The 16,453-nt window shown below is 50.8% G+C and carries 17 protein-coding genes, 4 pseudogenes and 1 riboswitch; of the genes and pseudogenes, 10 read left to right on the top strand and 11 right to left on the bottom strand.

Features of this window, described 5'->3' with window-relative positions; translation table 11 throughout:
• Position 1 precedes the first annotated feature (1 nt).
• A complete protein-coding gene (yycF, locus tag JCM12539_RS00820) occupies positions 2–718 on the bottom strand; it encodes a response regulator YycF (protein ID WP_054648496.1) in 717 nt (238 codons plus the stop codon).
• A gap of 130 nt (positions 719–848) precedes the next feature.
• Here yycF and JCM12539_RS00815 point away from each other — a divergent pair, with 130 nt between their 5' ends.
• On the top strand, positions 849–1,328 hold the full coding sequence (locus tag JCM12539_RS00815) for an alpha/beta fold hydrolase (RefSeq protein WP_082405255.1): 480 nt from the start codon (positions 849–851) through the stop codon (positions 1,326–1,328).
• Positions 1,329–1,338: 10 nt separating this feature from the next.
• Entirely contained in the window at positions 1,339–1,506 is a 168-nt protein-coding gene (locus JCM12539_RS12975; RefSeq protein WP_156301958.1) for an alpha/beta fold hydrolase, read from the top strand.
• 81 nt (positions 1,507–1,587) lie between these two features.
• Here the strand turns inward: JCM12539_RS12975 and JCM12539_RS00810 are convergent, their stop codons facing one another.
• From JCM12539_RS00810 to JCM12539_RS00795, 4 genes are all read right to left on the bottom strand, one after another.
• Complete coding sequence (locus JCM12539_RS00810; protein ID WP_054648494.1) at positions 1,588–1,998, bottom strand: DUF956 family protein; 411 nt, start codon at positions 1,996–1,998, stop codon at positions 1,588–1,590.
• Between the two features lie 125 nt (positions 1,999–2,123).
• The gene (locus tag JCM12539_RS00805) at positions 2,124–3,062 is read right to left on the bottom strand and encodes a PTS system mannose/fructose/sorbose family transporter subunit IID (RefSeq protein WP_054648492.1); all 939 of its coding nucleotides are present in this window, start codon (positions 3,060–3,062) and stop codon (positions 2,124–2,126) included.
• Positions 3,063–3,080: 18 nt separating this feature from the next.
• Positions 3,081–3,878 (bottom strand): PTS mannose/fructose/sorbose transporter subunit IIC, encoded by a 798-nt coding sequence (locus tag JCM12539_RS00800; protein ID WP_054648490.1) that lies wholly within the window; start codon positions 3,876–3,878, stop codon positions 3,081–3,083.
• A 42-nt stretch (positions 3,879–3,920) separates the two neighbouring features.
• A complete protein-coding gene (locus JCM12539_RS00795) occupies positions 3,921–4,895 on the bottom strand; it encodes a mannose/fructose/sorbose PTS transporter subunit IIB (protein ID WP_054648488.1) in 975 nt (324 codons plus the stop codon).
• A gap of 418 nt (positions 4,896–5,313) precedes the next feature.
• Positions 5,314–5,484, top strand: a riboswitch (Lysine riboswitch).
• A gap of 166 nt (positions 5,485–5,650) precedes the next feature.
• On the opposite strand from JCM12539_RS00795, the pseudogene JCM12539_RS12455 reads away from it, so the two are divergent.
• The 5 genes and pseudogenes from JCM12539_RS12455 to JCM12539_RS00770 all read left to right on the top strand — a co-directional run bounded on the left by JCM12539_RS12455 (position 5,651) and on the right by JCM12539_RS00770 (position 10,433).
• Positions 5,651–7,247, top strand: a pseudogene (locus tag JCM12539_RS12455) (ABC transporter permease subunit).
• Positions 7,247–7,695, top strand: a pseudogene (locus tag JCM12539_RS14950) (ATP-binding cassette domain-containing protein); the annotation flags it as partial. The pseudogenes JCM12539_RS12455 and JCM12539_RS14950, both read left to right, overlap by 1 nt.
• Before the next feature lie 21 nt (positions 7,696–7,716).
• Positions 7,717–7,992: an ATP-binding cassette domain-containing protein gene (locus tag JCM12539_RS15430; RefSeq protein WP_439645102.1), complete on the top strand. Its 276-nt coding sequence runs from the start codon at positions 7,717–7,719 to the stop codon at positions 7,990–7,992.
• A gap of 247 nt (positions 7,993–8,239) precedes the next feature.
• Entirely contained in the window at positions 8,240–8,563 is a 324-nt protein-coding gene (locus tag JCM12539_RS00775; RefSeq protein ID WP_225350144.1) for a hypothetical protein, read from the top strand.
• 425 nt (positions 8,564–8,988) lie between these two features.
• A pseudogene (locus JCM12539_RS00770) lies at positions 8,989–10,433 on the top strand (DHA2 family efflux MFS transporter permease subunit).
• Between the two features lie 171 nt (positions 10,434–10,604).
• On the opposite strand, the gene JCM12539_RS00765 reads toward JCM12539_RS00770, so the two are convergent.
• From JCM12539_RS00765 to JCM12539_RS00755, 3 genes are all read right to left on the bottom strand, one after another.
• Complete coding sequence (locus JCM12539_RS00765) at positions 10,605–11,543, bottom strand: LacI family DNA-binding transcriptional regulator (protein WP_054648484.1); 939 nt, start codon at positions 11,541–11,543, stop codon at positions 10,605–10,607.
• Positions 11,544–11,747: 204 nt separating this feature from the next.
• The gene (locus tag JCM12539_RS00760; protein WP_054648482.1) at positions 11,748–12,008 is read right to left on the bottom strand and encodes a PTS sugar transporter subunit IIA; all 261 of its coding nucleotides are present in this window, start codon (positions 12,006–12,008) and stop codon (positions 11,748–11,750) included.
• Positions 12,005–12,193 (bottom strand): hypothetical protein, encoded by a 189-nt coding sequence (locus tag JCM12539_RS00755; protein WP_054648480.1) that lies wholly within the window; start codon positions 12,191–12,193, stop codon positions 12,005–12,007. Before JCM12539_RS00755 ends, JCM12539_RS00760 begins: the two co-directional genes overlap by 4 nt.
• A gap of 350 nt (positions 12,194–12,543) precedes the next feature.
• On the opposite strand from JCM12539_RS00755, the gene JCM12539_RS00750 reads away from it, so the two are divergent.
• The gene (locus JCM12539_RS00750) at positions 12,544–13,251 is read left to right on the top strand and encodes a class A sortase (protein ID WP_054648478.1); all 708 of its coding nucleotides are present in this window, start codon (positions 12,544–12,546) and stop codon (positions 13,249–13,251) included.
• A gap of 175 nt (positions 13,252–13,426) precedes the next feature.
• Here JCM12539_RS00750 and lacB read toward each other — a convergent pair whose 3' ends face one another.
• From lacB to JCM12539_RS14945, 3 genes and pseudogenes are all read right to left on the bottom strand, one after another.
• Entirely contained in the window at positions 13,427–13,987 is a 561-nt protein-coding gene (lacB, locus tag JCM12539_RS00745) for a galactose-6-phosphate isomerase subunit LacB (protein WP_420835964.1), read from the bottom strand.
• Positions 13,988–14,050: 63 nt separating this feature from the next.
• Complete coding sequence (gene lacA, locus JCM12539_RS00740; protein WP_054648474.1) at positions 14,051–14,479, bottom strand: galactose-6-phosphate isomerase subunit LacA; 429 nt, start codon at positions 14,477–14,479, stop codon at positions 14,051–14,053.
• A gap of 48 nt (positions 14,480–14,527) precedes the next feature.
• Positions 14,528–15,291 (bottom strand): annotated as a pseudogene (locus tag JCM12539_RS14945) (DeoR/GlpR family DNA-binding transcription regulator).
• 228 nt (positions 15,292–15,519) lie between these two features.
• Here JCM12539_RS14945 and JCM12539_RS00730 point away from each other — a divergent pair.
• Positions 15,520–16,017: a PTS sugar transporter subunit IIA gene (locus tag JCM12539_RS00730; protein ID WP_054648472.1), complete on the top strand. Its 498-nt coding sequence runs from the start codon at positions 15,520–15,522 to the stop codon at positions 16,015–16,017.
• A gap of 46 nt (positions 16,018–16,063) precedes the next feature.
• Positions 16,064–16,372, top strand: coding sequence for a PTS sugar transporter subunit IIB (locus JCM12539_RS00725; protein WP_054648469.1), 309 nt, complete (start codon positions 16,064–16,066; stop codon positions 16,370–16,372).
• The last annotated feature ends 81 nt before the right edge of the window (positions 16,373–16,453 follow it).

Genomic DNA, 16,453 nt, shown 5'->3' with positions numbered 1-16,453 from the left:
TTTACCCCTGATCAGATTCCGGACTCCGCAGATAGTAACCGACACCGCGACGGGTCATCAACCATTCGGGGTGGCTAGGCGTATCCTCAATCTTCTCACGCAGACGACGCACGGTGACGTCCACCGTCCGGACATCACCAAAGTAGTCGTAACCCCAAACCGTTTGCAGGAGGTGCTCACGGGTCATTACCTGACCCTGATGACGTGCTAGGTAGTGCAGTAGCTCAAACTCTCGGTGCGTGAGTTCGATGTTATCGCCGCGCTTGTTAACCGTGTACGCCTCCGGTTTAATGACCAGATCACCAACTTCAATATCCTTGTTGGCCTCTTCTTGTTCTGTCGGTGCCGGCGTCGAGTCCTGCCGCCGTAAGTTGGCCTTAACCCGGGCTACCAGTTCACGGTTGGAGAATGGCTTAGTGACGTAATCGTCAGCGCCCAGCTCCAGCCCCAGAACCTTATCAATTTCGCTATCCTTAGCGGTCAACATGATAATCGGCACGTCACTGTCCTTGCGAATACGCCGGGCCACTTCCAGACCGTCAATTTTCGGCAACATCAGGTCGAGGAGAATTAAGTCCGGCTGCTCATCAGCAAACTGTTGCAGGGCCGCCTCACCGTCAAACGCGGTGACGACGTCGAAGCCCTCTTTGTTCAAATTGAACTTTACGATATCTGAAATCGGTTTTTCGTCATCAACAACGAGTATTTTCTTAGCCATAATCGGCCCTCCATTTGGTGCTATTCTGTTACTATTATACCGGTAACCCCGGTGAGTCGCAAAAAGACACCCATGGGCACGGTCTACACATAATATTTCCCGGGAAATAAATTGGCGAGGAGACTTCAATATGTACATTACGGTCAATCACACCACCCTGTACTACACCCAGCACGGTAGCGGCCGGCCACTCATCCTGTTACACGGTAACGGCGCGAGCCACACCAGCTTTGCCCAATTAATACCGCAACTCGCCCAGCGGTTCACGGTCTACGCGGTGGACACACGCGATCACGGGCAAAGTAGCACCACTGATTATATTAGTTACCAGCTAATGGCCACCGACCTGGAGCAGTTCATTGAAACCCTACACCTCAATAACCCCACCGTCATTGGCGTCGGTGACGGTGGTATCAGCGCATTGTTAGTCGCCGCACACCGACCACAGCTGATTCACCGCCTCGTGCTGGCTGGTGTGCATACACAGCCACGTGACCTGCGCCTGCAGAAACGGCTCCGGTTAGCAGCTGACTATCTTAGCCGTCCCCGCAAGAAGCTCGGCCTCCAAATGTGGGGCCCACATTACTCGGAGAGAACTGGCTGCGGTTGAGGCCCCCACTTTGGTGCTCGCGGGTGCGCAGGACGACATCCACCTCCGCGCGGTACGCCGTCTAGCCAGCGGGATACCTGATGCCCACTTACGGTTAGTACCCCGCGCGACGCACACGTCATACATCGACGACACCGACACCTTCTACCACCTCATTCGGGCGTTCATCAATGCCTAAAAACAGAGTACATCAGCAAAAAGGGCCGCCCCGTTGCAGCACGGTTAATTCCGTGCCCGCAAAGAGGCGGCCCTAATTGATTTACTTACTTGATTTACGGCTGAACCGTTTAGTAACGTTTTGCCACAAGCCCCGAGCGCGCTTACCCATTGTACCGGTGAGTGTCGCCGCCTTGACTAGCTTATCGCTACCCAGATGGTCCCGCATGATGCGCAGGGCTGGCACGGCCTGACTCGCGACAAAGTTAAAACTCCGGCCATCATCGACGTCAATAAAGAAGCCGCGGACGTGCGTCTTCATGTATACCTGTGCCCGAACGCGCTTAACGTTCGCCCACGGAATCATAATGAAGCCACGGCCACTATCGGCACGGAACTCGAGCCCACCGTCACCCAAAATCAGAAAACCCGGCTTGGGGTCACTAGCACTCACCATGGAATTAACCTTAAAGGTCCCCTCCGCGGTATGGTTTAATATTTCCACTTCAACCATGATTATTCCTCCTCATCAACGCCGATCAATCTTGTCGTCCAATCAATTATAGCAAACACCGGTCAAAGAAAAACAGAACCGGCCAATCAGCCGATTCTGCCGTTCAGTTACTTAATGTTGAGACATTATGCGCCGAGGATACCTGCCCAGTAAGCCAGGATACCAACAACGAACAGTGCCAGGATGATAACGATTGGGCTAACTTTCTTCCGCAGCAGCCATACACATAACAGGGTGAGCAGCAAAGGCATCAGACCTGGTGTCAACTGGTCGAAGATATCACCAAGAGTGGTGGTCTTCGTTGGCGTTACGGAGTTCCCACCATTGATGGAAGAAATCACATCGCGAATCTTACCAACAGTGACGTTACCATGGTTAGCAGCGTTTACAAGTGGCGTAAAGTCAACTTGTGCATCCTTGTCAACCTTAACGTTAGAAACAACGGCTGGGAAGTTCATGGTCGTCCAACGAGGAACCAGGACACCCATGATAAACATACCCAAGACAGAAGCACCAACGGTAATCTTCTGTAGCAAACCACCAGACAAGTCGTTGGTGATCGCTTCACCTTGACGGTAGCCCATTTCCTGCGTGAACCACAGGAAGCCCATACGGATAATCTGCCATACAACGAAGAACAGAATAGGACCAAGCCAGCTACCGGACAGGGCAAATGATGCCGTGAAGGCACCCAAGATTGGACGAGCAGTAGCCCAGAACACTGGGTCACCAACACCGGCCAGAGGGCCCATCATACCAACCTTAACACCCTGGATAGTTTGGTCGGTAACGGGAGCACCGTTAGCACGACTTTCTTCCAGAGACATTTCAACACCGAGGATAGGTGCTGCCAGGTATGGGTGAGTGTTAAAGAATTCCAGATGACGCTTCAAAGCAGCGGCACGGTCTTCCTTGCTCTTGTACAGCTTCTTCAGCGCTGGTGCGAGGGCAAAGGCCCAACCAACGTTCTGCATACGTTCGTAGTTCCAGGAAGCCTGGAGGAATTGACTGTTCCAGAAGACCCAGAAACGGTCTGTTTTAGTTAACTTAATTTCATTAGCCATTATTTTTTTCCTCCCTTCCTAGTAGTCATTCAGTATGTCGTCGATTGGATCGCCGCCATCGTCAGAGCTGGAACCGCCAGACGTCTTGTTGAATTCTGGGGAAACCTGCAGGAAGAGCAGGGCCAGAACAACACCGATAATACCCATACCAATCAGGGTAATTTCGGACAGGGATGCCAGGGCGAAGCCAAGGAAGAACCAAGGCCACAGAGCTGGCGTAGCCATCATGTTGATAACCATGGCGTACCCAACGGCAACGATCATACCACCACCGACCTTCAAACCGTTGGTAACGATGTCTGGCAAAGCAGCCAGCAAATCAGTCACAACGTGAGTAGGTACGGCCATGATCAGGGCTGCAGGGATAGCAATACGCAGACCCTGCAGGGACAGAGCGATAAAGTGGTATGCGTACACACCGGCAAATGAACCGCGCTTACCAGCAGCATCGGCACCATGAGCCAGGAAGGTAGCAACAGTACGTACCAAGATGGTCAGAACCAGACCGGCAACAGCCAGCGGAATGGCCAAGGCAACACCGTTGGAAACACTGGTGTTCTTAACACATACCAGGATTGCAGCGGCAACGGAAGCCAGGGCGGCATCGGGTGCAACAGCGGCACCAATGTTCATCCAGCCCAAGGCAATCAGTTGGAGAGACCCACCAAGTGCCAGACCTTCAGCTGGGTGGCCAGATGCTAGACCGATCAACGAGCAAGCCAAGATTGGCTGATGGAACTCGAATTGGTCCAAGACACCTTCCATACCAGCGAGGAATGACACAATTAGGATCCCAATAATAGAAAGAAATGACATTGTGGTCCTCCTTATATAATTGCGGACGCGAAGACGCGCCTATTAATAATTAAATCCCGCTTTCTTGATCATGTTATCAAGGTTTTCAGGACTGTCGGCAGGAACCTTACGAACATCGAACTTAACGCCCTTGTTCTTCAGTTCCTTGAATGCATCAACATCCTTCTGGTCTACAGAGAGAACCTTATTGATAACCGTCTTACCCTCAGAGTGCGCCATGGAGCCAATGTTCAGGGATGGAATGTCCACACCTGCATTAATGACCGTCAAAGCGTCCTCAGGGTTTTCAAACAGAATCAACGCCTTCGTGTTACCGAATCGAGGATCGTTATAAACGTCAATAAACTTCTTAATTGGAATGACGTTTGCCTTAACCCCAGGCGGCGCTGCCTCCGTAATCATGGTCTTACGTAACTTGTCGTTTGCGACACCATCAGAAACAACGATAATACGGTTCGGGCCAGTACTCTTGGTCCAACTCGTTGCAACTTGACCATGCAACAGACGTGAGTCAACACGTGCGAGCACAATCTTGATCTTGCCATCACCAACAACCGTACCTTCAGGCAACGCAGCTGCGTGCTTCTTAGCAGCAGGTGCGGCCTTTGGCTTTGGTTCGAGGGCTTCTGGCTTAACCTTAACACCATCGCGTCCAGCAGATACCAGATGTGCGGCCAGTTCGTGAGCGGAGTCCATCGTCAAGCGTGAACCATATGCTTCAATCAGCATAGGTAGGTTCAGACCAGTAACGATAGCCCACTTGTCCTTGTGTTCCTCGAAAATTCCGCTTGCCTGGTTGAATGGTGAGCCACCCCACAAATCAATCAGAAACAAAACGTCATCTTCGGGCTCGAACTTAGTCGTTGCATCCAGAAGATGTTGCTTCAGATCGTCAGGACTTTCGCCGTTCTTGAACGTAACGACTTCGACTTTGTCCTGTTCACCGAAGATCATTTCACCAGACTGCTTGATGCCTGCAGCGAATTCGCCGTGGCTGGCTAGAATGATTCCGACCATTGTTTCGCCTCCCAAAATATTTTTTTATTTAGAAAGCCCCGATAATTTTAGGTTTGCCTAAATAATGTAGAATTGCTACCAAACTCGAAATGTAAGGGGTTTTCTTAACATGGTTAAGTATGCCTAGATGGGGACCGTTTTGCAAGCCCTTTCTTGACAAAAACAACTTACTTTTCATGAAACGCCACTGGTACCAACCAAAGACGCGAAAAAGTTTTTTTCCACATTTTGTTCACTTTGTTTAATATTGCGAGTATCTGGCAACAATAGGCCCCGTATAGGGTACATTGATTTTTAGGATAGTCTAAAACTGCAATTATCAATCCAGCCATGCCCAGGATAATACTGTATTACGGTTCCAAGTATTGACAGGGTACTCAATTCCGGGTATTTTTATAGCTAACATGAATAAATACCACGACGAAATAGAGGTCGCGGGGAAGACAACAGCTGGACGAGTGGCGGACACGGTGACTCCAGTTGAAAGCAACCCCGCCGAAATGGTTACCCGTCCGTAACGGGAGCCGTTGGGCCGGTTAACGAAAGTTGCCGGACTGTCTTGCTACTGGCAAGGAGCGCTATGATTGTTGGTTTTGCTACTATATATAGTAAGATTGGCGGGCCCATTGAGTTGTTTTTTTCAATTCAATGGGTCTTTTTCATACCCCTGTTTCCCCTCACTGGTATGTAGTTACGCACCGTGCGTGACGCTGTCTACCACACTTTGGTGGTAACAAGATGAAGGGAGAACACCAATGAAGAAAGTTTGGCTTGCTATTGTGAGTGTACTAATTCTGGCCGGGATGTGGTTGAACACCCCCGTCCACGACGTTAGTGCCGCTAGCGATAGTCAGTATTTTAAGATCGGTATGGAGGCCGGATACGCACCATTTAACTGGACACAAAATTCCAGTAAGAACGGCGCCGTACGTATTCAGGGTTCCAAGCTCTGGGCAAACGGTTATGACGTTCAGATGGGTAAAAAGGTTGCCCGTGCACTCGGCAAGAAACCCATTGTGGTTAAAACCAAGTGGGACGGACTGTTGCCATCGTTAACGTCGGGCAAAATTGATGCAATCATCGCGGGGATGTCTCCCACTGCGGAACGGCGGAAATCCATCGACTTTACTAACACCTATTACGCCTCGAAATTAACAATCGTCGTGCGTAAGGACTCCAAGTACGCGCACGCAACCAAGTTAACGGATTTCAAAGGCGCTAAGTTAACCGCGCAACTTTCCACCTACACTACACGGCCATTAAACAGATTAAAGGCGTTCAGCGGCAGTCGGCCATGGACGACTTCCCAGCCATGCGTGTCGCGCTGGAATCCGGCACCATTGATGGATACGTGTCCGAAGTCCCTGAAGGCATTACAGCGGAGAACGCCAACAAGAAGCTGACATACGTCCACTTTGCTAAGAATCAGGGCTTCAAAACTGACCCCAGCGATACGGACTTAGCCATCGGGTTACGCAAAAATGACCCGTACGAAGCCAAAATTAACCGGGTTCTGGCCGGTATCTCCAGCAAGGCGCGTGACCAGATGATGACGCAGGCCGTTAAGAACCAGCCCGTCACCAAGACTAACGGCAACTGGTTTACCAATATCCTGAAGCAGTACGGGGCAATGCTCTTACGTGGTACCGGCATGACGCTGCTCATTGCCTTGGTTGGTACCCTAGTTGGCTTCATCATTGGCCTGCTGGTGGGTGTGGTACGAACAATTCCCCGCGCCAAGAAAGGTGCGCAGCGTGGTTTGCTCGCGGTAGTAAACTGGCTGCTCGCCGTCTACATTGAGGTCTTCCGTGGCACGCCAATGATTGTGCAAGCCGCTGTCCTGTATTACGGTGCCGCGCAAGCATTCGGTGTGAACATGGACCGCACCGTTGCCGCGCTGGTCATCGTGTCGATCAACACCGGGGCGTACATCTCCGAAATTATTCGTGGGGGTATCATTTCCGTGGACAACGGTCAGTTCGAGGCTGCCCACGCGCTCGGCTTTACCCACTGGCAAACGATGACCAAAGTAATCCTGCCACAGGCCATCCGTAACAGTTTGCCGGCGGTTACTAACGAGTTCATCGTGAACATCAAGACACGTCAGTGCTGTCCATTATCAGTGTGTCCGAGTTGTTCTTCACCGCCGAGACTATTTCCGGACAAAGCTTCCAGTTCTTCCACACGTACCTGATCGTCTGTGGCATTTACCTCATCATGACGTTCACTATTTCCCGGCTGTTCCGCATTATCGAAAAACGTCTCGATGGACCCCAGGACTATAACGTCATGAACAACCAGATGCAGGTCGAAACACCTGAAATCAAAGACACGGAAGGGGATGCTGAATAATGACGGAACCAGCAATGCTCGAAGTACGTAACCTCCAAAAGCGCTTTGGGAACCACGAAGTCCTCAAGGATATCAACCTGTCTGTCACCAAGGGCGAGGTGCTATCAATTATCGGTCGTTCCGGTTCCGGTAAGTCCACCCTGCTGCGTGGACTCAACCTACTGGAGCCACCGACTAGTGGCGAAATCCTTTTTCACGGACAAAACATCCTGGCCGACAACTTTGATTTAATCCAGTACCGCACCAAGGTGGGATGGTGTTCCAAAACTTCAACCTGTTCAACAACCTCTCCGTACTGGACAACGTGGTTGTACCCCAGGTGACCGTCCTCAAGCGTGATAAGGAGTCCGCAAAGCGCCACGGTCTCGAAATCTTGCAGCAAATGAACATGGCACCGTTTGTTAACGCCAAACCAGCCCAACTATCTGGCGGGCAAAAGCAGCGGGTGGCAATTGCTCGCTCCGTGGCCATGGACCCCGAAATGCTGCTGTTTGACGAACCTACCAGCGCGTTGGATCCCGAGATGGTCGACGATGTCCTCGCCGCCATGCGCGACTTGGCGCGCACCGGATTGACCATGATTGTCGTTACGCACGAAATGGAGTTTGCCCGCGACGTGTCGGACACCGTCATCTTCATGCACGATGGTGTGGTCGGCGAACAAGGAACTCCCGAGCAGCTATTTGGTAACCCACAGGAAGATAGTACTAAGGACTTCCTGAAACGCTACTTGAACCGCGCGTAACGCCTATTAATAATTAAATTAATGTAGACAAACACCCCGGGCAGGTCCACCCGGGGTGTTTGTCGATTATTTCCCGGGAAATAATTACCCGCATATCAACTCGGTGAGGCTAATCCTTTCCCAAAAGCCGTACTACCATCTTTTTTTCACCAGTAATGGCGCACCATCTACAATCACAATCACGAAAGATTGTCAGCAGGGCCTTTTTCGCCTAATATGGTGTTAACATAGCCGTGGGAGGAACATTATGGACGTTTTTCAGGCACTGAAACTATTACAGGTGAATCACCAGCCTGCCAGTCAACGCGAACTCGTGGTCACGGACCCGACCGGCAAGCCGGACGCGACCATGTCCGCCCTGCTCGCAGACGTTTTGGGCAAATTGGCCATCTTTGGCGATTTGGATAATGCACACTCACCTGAAGAGCTCATCAACCAGCTCCACGCGGTAACGCCGCTACCCAGCGATGTGCTTGCAGAATACGATAAGATCCTCACACAGCGACTCGAACACATCAACTTTGCCACACACAAACAAATCATCGAACTGGTCTACCACCCATTCGTATAAGTAATTCGCATTCATTGGCCGTCCGCAACGCAATTTGTGGGCGGCTTTTTACTAGTTACTTTCATTTTTAGACTGCTTGCTAATCGTTGCACGACCCGGAATGAACGAATCGTGATTACATAAATCCAGTTTACTTGGTGCCTATTTGCAAAAAAACACTTACACAAAAACTTTTTTTTCTGTTAATATAACCAATTGTTGAAACGCACCATCACCAATTGCGTGGGTGTCGTCAAGTCCGGATTGTCCGTTTCGATAACGGTCCGGGCTCACAGGGGACGGCACCAGCAATTCATTCGGGATACTTATGCGCCCCGCGCGTCTATTGGTAATCAGTGTCGCTGTTTTTGATCAAGCGTATAGACTAGCAGCCTGGTCGTTACCGGACCGCTATTTTTTTATGCGTCAGAGGAGGAGCACTACCAATGGAACAAGTATCAAGCACCCCCATCAACCTGGATAAAGCACGGGTTGATGTCCGCCACCCAATGCTGGCAATGATCAGCATGTGGGTCGGCGCATTTATCGGTATGTTCAGTGAAACATCCCTGAACATCGCCCTACCCAGCCTAATGAAGAGTTTAGGCGTCAGCACTGCTACCGTTCAGTGGCTCGTGACTGGCTACATGTTGGTTATCGGTATTGTTTTACCGTTTTCTAGTTTTCTGACCAAGTGGTTTACCACCCGTCAATTGATCATCTTTGGTCTGGCCGACTTCATTGTCGGTGCCGTAGTTGCGGCCACCGCCAGCACCTTCCCCGTACTATTAGTGGGTCGGATGATTCAGGGTATCGGCACGGGTATTATCCTGCCGCTCATGTTCACGGTGGCAATGTCCATCTTCCCGCCCCACAAACTGGGCACCGCAATGGGGACTAACGCACTGGTCATCATGTTTGCTCCGGCCATCGGACCAACCCTGACCGGGATCATTCTGGCCAAGTTATCGTGGCAGTGGATTTTCTGGATCTTTGTCCCGGTTCTCGCAGTGGGTCTGATTTTTGCCTTTACCAGCCTCAAAAACGTGGGTAACATCACCAAGCCTAAAGCCGATTTCCTGTCGATGGCAGAATCCGTCGTTGGTTTTTCCGCAATCGTCTTTGGCGTTAGCTCCGCCAGTGCACAGGGTTGGGGATCACCCATCGTGATTGTCGCCCTCCTACTCGGCCTGATTGTCCTTGGACTGTACGCATACCGTCAGCTGCACCTGGAAACACCGGTGCTGAACCTGCGCGCGTTCAAGATTCCGGCCTTCACTACTGGCGCATTGCTGGTCATGATTGACTTTGGTATCATCCTGTCCGCAATGTACTTGCTACCAATGTACATCCAGAATGGTTTGGGCCTCGTCGTTGCGCTAACCGGGATTATCATGTTACCGGGTGGTGTGATGAACGCCCTCGTTTCCGCGCTGGCTGGTCGACTCTATGACCGGTTAGGTGCAAAGGGGCCGGCGCGCATCGGTTTCATCATCGCCTTTGTCGGTGCTATGATGTTGCTACTGCCAGCACGACGAGTTCCATCGCGTACGTAATCGCGGCCCACGTTATCATCATGATTGGCGCCCCGCTCGCGATGTCACCATCACAGACCTACGCGTTGAACTCGCTAACTGGTGCGCTGTCCGCCGATGGTAGCACCATCATGAACACCATGCAGCAGATTATCGGTGCAATTGCTACGGCCGTCGCCACCAGCCTGCTCGGTATCGGCCAAGCAGCGTACAGCGGCCACAGCTCTGCCGCTGCATTTACGAACGGTGTCCACTACGGCGCGTACTTCACGGTGGCGCTGACTGTGGCTGGCTTCATCATCGCTTTGTTCATTAAGCGGCCACAATATAGTGAAGACGTAAAGACCGAACAATAACGTTTAAGCATCAATAAAGGACGACAATATCCTCTCGCCTCAACGTCGGTAGATCAACTATCAACGGTGAGACATGGCAGGATAATGTCGTCCTTTTTCGTATTAAATTTTTTTCTCGGAACGATTAGCTCCGGCATCCTTTCACCGCACGTAATGTTCCACATGAAGCAATCACCGTGGAATAAAGTCCGAATGTACCGGGAACTGCCCCTCGGCCGCGCCAATAGCTAAGCGTAACGCCGCCGCACCCACGTCACGAAAGTGGTGGTCAATCGTGGGGATGCCCAGCAATTGGCCTGACAGTTGGTTTTCTTGGCCCATGACTGTTGGTGGTGTCAGGTGACCATCACGATAATACTGTAAAACCCCAGCTGCAATATCATCCCCGTTAGCAAAGATGAAGTCCGGCGCTAAATTATTGGTGCCGTAGTATTCCGCAGCGGCGTACCCGTCATCGTAAGACATCACTCCTGTCCGAATAAGGCTGGGCTCGGGCTCAACGCCAAACACATCTTTGTACGCGGTAATCGTAGCACTACTGGTCGCACTAATATCGATATCTCGTGGTAATACTAGCCCCACCCGTCGGTAATGACGCCGTTGAACCCAACGGAACGCCGCGCGGTACGACGGGCCACGTTCCGTAAACGCCGCACTAATATCAATCTGACCGGGATCGTGGCAAACTACCACCTCACCGTATTGTTTGTATGGCACCATGTCCGCAACTGGCATGGTGTGCGACGTAAAAATGAGGCCATCAAATGCGTGCCGGCGAAGCTGATCCAAATAGCCGTGCTCCACCACGGCATCGTACTTCGACGGTAGCATCAGCACGTTGTACCCCGCTGCAAAGGCGGCTGCCATAATACCCCGCACGATGTCGGTGTAGTACGGGTGGTCAATATTGGGTACGACCACCCCAATGTTCATCGTCCGACCACGGCTCAAATCCCGTGCCACGTCATTCGGCACGTAATCGAGCTCCGCAATCACCTTCTGGATGTTCTTCCGCACCTCATCTGAAACATAGTTCTTGTGGTTCAACACCCGTGAGACGGTGGAAACCGAGTAGCCACTAATCCGAGCTACATCACGAATTGTTGTCATTACGGCCCCACCCTCCTAGATTGCTTTGCCACCGCGTTCAACCGTTTTCATAGTACAGTATAACATGCGCATCGGGGAACCAAGGCTGGGAGGCGACCCACCCTGGAGCTCCCCGCTACGCATGTTATGTGAGCGGGCGTCATTCACGACGCACATTAATTATCCGGTTGCTACCAACGTTCACTATCCTTGCCTGGGTAGGCATTAACGGTTAATCTCTTTCCAAAGGGTCTTGAGACCGGCATTACTGCCCTTCAAGGAATCTAGCTCCTCAATATGGTCACTGATTGCCACCCGTGCGTTATTCAACATGTTTTGGTACTCGTCATCCGCGTCCACTGGTAATACAATGGCCACCGCAATGTCCACGCGACTGTTATCGTCACCCCACAGCACCGGTGCAGCAAAGCTCATAATGACCGCCTCGGGATGGGCAATTGCACTTGAAGTTGCATGCAGAATCACGCTTCATCGCCAATGATAATGGCGTCCTGCGCCCCGCTAGCAAAGAAACCACTCTTCAGTTCCTGTTCGGCAACGTCTAACTTGGTCGCCGCGCGGTTTGCAATGACCTTCAGGGCCTCTAATTCACTGTTTTCATCGAGTTCAATGTTCGCAACAACGTTCTTCTTCTTCAATAGTGTCAGCATCACAATTTCCTCCTCGTAGTTGAGCTCACCCCGCTCTGGATGCCGTCATGGCAACCCATACACATGGTGACGCTCCGTTTCATTTCAGTTATCCCTGCAGGTGTGGTGCGCAACCCCGCGGTGGTTGCAACCCCTTTCAACCTTGCAAACATAGTGTAATTTGTCGAACGCGTTTCAGGTCAAGCACTTATTGCAATTTTTTTTGATTTTTATTTTATACGCGAAAATCGCGGTGGCGCATTGCCCACCATCGCCGATATTGTTATTCTTATTACTAGTTGTTATAATGATGTTATCAACTAACAAAAAGTAAGAGCACATGATTGACTGCGCTCGTGGAGGGTACGAAGATGGCAAAGCAACAGCGTCCTGGGCGCAAACACGTTTGGCTTTGGCGAATTGTAATCACATTGTTGTTAGTGGTGGGCCTAGCGCTGACGTTCAACCAGCAGATCAAGGTCTTCACGATTAACTTACTGTCGCAAAACCAATACGGTTCGGCGCAGAAGCTTTCGAGCACGGACATTCAAAGAAACAAGCGTAAGCACGCCAACTACGACTTTAAGCAGGTCAACGCGCTGGACATCAGCACGGTCACCAAAGCGGCCACGGACAAGAACCTCAATCCCATTGGCCTCCTATCCATCCCCAGCGTTAAAATCGATCTCCCCATTTTAGCGGGGCTAAGCAACGAGAATCTGGCGGTCGGTGCTGCCACCATGAAGTCCGACCAACAGATGGGCAAGGGCAACTACGCCCTGGCCGGCCACCACATGGCGAACAAATCGATACTCTTTTCACCCCTAACGAAGATTAAGTTGGGTGACAAGATTTATATTACCGATAAACAGTACGTCTACACCTACAAGGTCACGCTCAGTAAGACGGTGTACAAGACCCAGGTGCAGTATATTGACGACGTCAAGGGCAAGAAGCTCATTACCCTAGTCACTTGTGCTTCTTCACTCGCGGGTGAAGAAGACCGGCACATTGTGCAAGGCCAATTGGTCAGCAAGCAGAAGGCGACTAATGCCCGGCTGGCGGTATTTAGCAAGTAGGATAGAGCTCGTACAAGCAAACCTAAACCAAAAATCGCGCCACCCCAGAAAAATCCGGGGTGGCGCAATTTTGGTTTGGTTTAGTTCCAAGGAGTTTGACTTGTTAAGACTAGTTGCTATGTTAGGCTACCCCACGCGCACGGGTGATGCGCTACGGATAGTCCGCTCCACGATATTAGTCGTGGTAGACGCCCTCGGACCACTTCTCGTTTTCTTCGTCAAAGAAGTGTGGGTTGTCCTTCTGGTCAGGGTTAGGCGTAGCAATGCCGTCAATTTTGGCAATCAAAGCCTTGTTTTCGTCTGATGGCTTGTACTCTGCGTTCAGGTAGTAGTCAACGATGTCAAAGACAAAGTCACGACCCAAAACAATCCCACCAAAGCCCAAGACATTGGCGTTCAACTGTTCCTTTGCGTAAACGGCCTGCGTAATATCGCCAACCATCGCGGCACGGATGCCTTCGTTCTTGTCGGCGGCGGTACTGATACCGATCCCCGTACCACAAAGGACAATACCAAGATCAGCACGGCCATCGGCAACATCTTCGGCAACCCGCTTACCATAAATTGGGTAGTGAGTCCGCGTGTGGTCGTAAGTCCCTTCGTCGATTACCTGGTAGCCTTCATCCTTCAAGTGGTCGGAAATCAGCTGCTTCAGGTCCGTAACAATGTGGTCGTTCCCGAGTGCAATAACCTTGTGCTTGTTGTTCTTAGCGTCTGCAAATTCTGGTGCCGGCATATCTTTCTCTAACATTGAGTATTCCTCCTAAAATAATCTGAATTAAATCATCAGAACGATGAACTAAATCATCTTTTCTAGCATGTCCAGGCGAACCTGGTGACGTCCACCAGCGTATTCCGTATCCAGGTAACGCTGGATAATCGTGTACGCAAGCTTCTCGCCCACAATGCCGGAGCCCAACGCAATTGCTTTGGCACCATTGTGCATCGCCGTCATGTGACCAGTACGTTCTTCGTTGACGTTAGCCGTCACCATGCCCTTAACTTTGTTGCTGGCCATGGCACTACCAACCCCATATTCGTCAAACATAATGGCCTTCTTCACGCCGTTTTCCAGTACCTGCTTGGTAACAGCCAGGGAGGAGTCAACAAAGTCGGCGGCAGGTTCCTCGGTCACGTCGATTACGTGGTAGTCCCGGTCCTGCAAGTACTGCTTAACCTTCTCTTTGAGTTCAAAACCAGCTTTGTCGGATCCAATTACAACATCCATCAGACATATCTCCTTTAAAAAAAATTTGTTAACAATAATACCCTACGTTTAAGCGGTCAACACTTGGGTGTGCCGACCGTAGTCAACCCGCTGACCAGCATCGATGCCGTCATCCGTAATCATGGCGGTAACGTCGTCCAAACTGTAGAAGGCGTAGAAGTCTTCCGTATCCAGCTTGGAGTGGTCCGCCAGGATGTAACGTTTGCCAGCATTGGCTAACGCCAGCCGCTGCACCTGGCCCTCATCGGCGTTAGCGTTGCTAATCACCCCGTCGCAAACCCCGTTCGCCGATACGAACGCCTTGTTGCTCCGCAGGTTCTGTAGCATCTCTACCGCCAGGTTACCAATGAACGCACCACTATGGTCACGGTAAGTTCCACCAACGAGGCATAATTCATAACGGTCGGCGTACCCCTTCCAGGTTTCAAAGACGGGGAGGCTGTTGGTTACGATCCGCACATCGCTAATAGATAGGTAATCAGCGATGAATTCGTTGGTCGTCCCTGGTCCGATGAAGACCGTATCGCCGGGCTCAATCAGGCTCGCGGCTGTGGCTGCAATTTGACGCTTCTCGTCAACGTGTAATTCACGTTTTTCCAGTCGCGTCAGCTCCTGACTTTGCTCCTGGGCTAACCGCGGGCTCTGCGCGCCACCATGTACCTAATTACTGCGTTGTTCTCGGCCAGCTCGGCCAAGTCGCGGCGAACAGTCATAGTAGAAACATGTAATGTCTGTCCGATTTCGTTAACGGTGACGATACCCTTACGGTCAACCAAGTTGCGGATTGTCAGTAATCGTTGTCGTTTTAACACACGCGCATCACCTCCTCAGGCTAGTTCGTTTGTGTTCGTATTTGTTTATACCGATAGTACACTGATAAGTTATCACCAGTTGAAAGCCTTGTCAATGCTTTTAAAAAGCTTTTGTAACCGCTATAAAAAAAAGCGCTTTACGGGGTTGACTCATGAAAACGCTTGTATATAATTAAGAGTGTAATCTGGTAAACACAAACGAACAAAAATTAACGGAGGTGATGCCGCATGCCCGATGTAGCAAACAAGACGCTCTTCGATCCCACGGCGGTATTCGTAACTGAGCAGACAACACAGGAAGGAATCTTCAAGGAAGTTTCCGACCAATTACTGGCTAAGCAGTACGTGAAGCCAGAGTTTCTGAAGAACCTGTGGGAACGCGAGCAAAACTATCCCACGGGGATCGATATGTCCGTCGTCAATCCCGACTTTCCCAACGTAGCAATCCCGCACACGGAGGGTAATTTCGTCAACGTACGGCTAGTTGTTCCTATTAAACTTACTAAGCCGGTTGACTTCGGGAATATGATCGAGCCAGCTGATAAGTTTCCCGTCTCGTTCCTGTTCATGATTTTGAACAACGACCCCGACGGCCAGGCCAACGTTTTGTCGGAGATTATGGGTTTCCTCACCTCAACACCCGCTGAGGACCTGGAGTACTTCTTCAACGAAACTAATCGGGCAGCAATCTACTCGTTCTTGAACACCTTTTTCAATCAGGAGTAACAATCACCATATAAGGTAACTAACAACCAATTAGGAGGAATTTATCATGACAGTACGTATTCTTGCAGCATGTGGCGCCGGTGTTAACTCAAGTCACCAGATTAAGGACGCTTTGGAAAGTGAAATGAAGAAGCGTGGCTACGACGTACACTGTGACGCCATTATGATTAAGGACTTGAACGAAGACATGATGGACAAGTACGACATCTACGCACAGATTGCGAAGACCGACATGTCCTTCACACCCAAGATTCCCGTTGTTGATGCCGGCGCTATCCTCTACCGGATGCCAGCAATGAGCAAGCCTGTCTTTGACAAAGTAGAAAGCATCATCAAGAGCGAGGGCCTGAACTAACGCCTGCCGCTCCCATATACAACTTTGGTAAAGGACTGCCACGTAGCCCTTTACCCCGTACTTATCTAATTTCTGGGTTCC

Origin of the sequence: Lacticaseibacillus pantheris DSM 15945 = JCM 12539 = NBRC 106106 (assembly GCF_001311175.1) — a bacterium.
Classification (GTDB): Bacteria; Bacillota; Bacilli; order Lactobacillales; family Lactobacillaceae; genus Lacticaseibacillus; species Lacticaseibacillus pantheris.
The sequence above is the reverse complement of the archived record's forward strand: the minus strand, read 5'-3'. Positions and strand labels throughout refer to the sequence as shown.

Coding starts and splice junctions, on each gene's coding strand:
- yycF (WP_054648496.1), bottom strand. CDS start 718: ATGGCTAAGAAAATACTCGTTGTTGATGACGAAAAACCGATTTCAGAT.
- JCM12539_RS00815 (WP_082405255.1), top strand. CDS start 849: ATGTACATTACGGTCAATCACACCACCCTGTACTACACCCAGCACGGT.
- JCM12539_RS00810 (WP_054648494.1), bottom strand. CDS start 1,998: ATGGTTGAAGTGGAAATATTAAACCATACCGCGGAGGGGACCTTTAAG.
- JCM12539_RS00805 (WP_054648492.1), bottom strand. CDS start 3,062: ATGGCTAATGAAATTAAGTTAACTAAAACAGACCGTTTCTGGGTCTTC.
- JCM12539_RS00800 (WP_054648490.1), bottom strand. CDS start 3,878: ATGTCATTTCTTTCTATTATTGGGATCCTAATTGTGTCATTCCTCGCT.
- JCM12539_RS00795 (WP_054648488.1), bottom strand. CDS start 4,895: ATGGTCGGAATCATTCTAGCCAGCCACGGCGAATTCGCTGCAGGCATC.
- JCM12539_RS15430 (WP_439645102.1), top strand. CDS start 7,717: ATGGACCCCGAAATGCTGCTGTTTGACGAACCTACCAGCGCGTTGGAT.
- JCM12539_RS00775 (WP_225350144.1), top strand. CDS start 8,240: ATGGACGTTTTTCAGGCACTGAAACTATTACAGGTGAATCACCAGCCT.
- JCM12539_RS00765 (WP_054648484.1), bottom strand. CDS start 11,543: ATGACAACAATTCGTGATGTAGCTCGGATTAGTGGCTACTCGGTTTCC.
- JCM12539_RS00755 (WP_054648480.1), bottom strand. CDS start 12,193: ATGCTGACACTATTGAAGAAGAAGAACGTTGTTGCGAACATTGAACTC.
- JCM12539_RS00750 (WP_054648478.1), top strand. CDS start 12,544: ATGGCAAAGCAACAGCGTCCTGGGCGCAAACACGTTTGGCTTTGGCGA.
- lacB (WP_420835964.1), bottom strand. CDS start 13,987: ATGCCGGCACCAGAATTTGCAGACGCTAAGAACAACAAGCACAAGGTT.
- lacA (WP_054648474.1), bottom strand. CDS start 14,479: ATGGATGTTGTAATTGGATCCGACAAAGCTGGTTTTGAACTCAAAGAG.
- JCM12539_RS00730 (WP_054648472.1), top strand. CDS start 15,520: ATGCCCGATGTAGCAAACAAGACGCTCTTCGATCCCACGGCGGTATTC.
- JCM12539_RS00725 (WP_054648469.1), top strand. CDS start 16,064: ATGACAGTACGTATTCTTGCAGCATGTGGCGCCGGTGTTAACTCAAGT.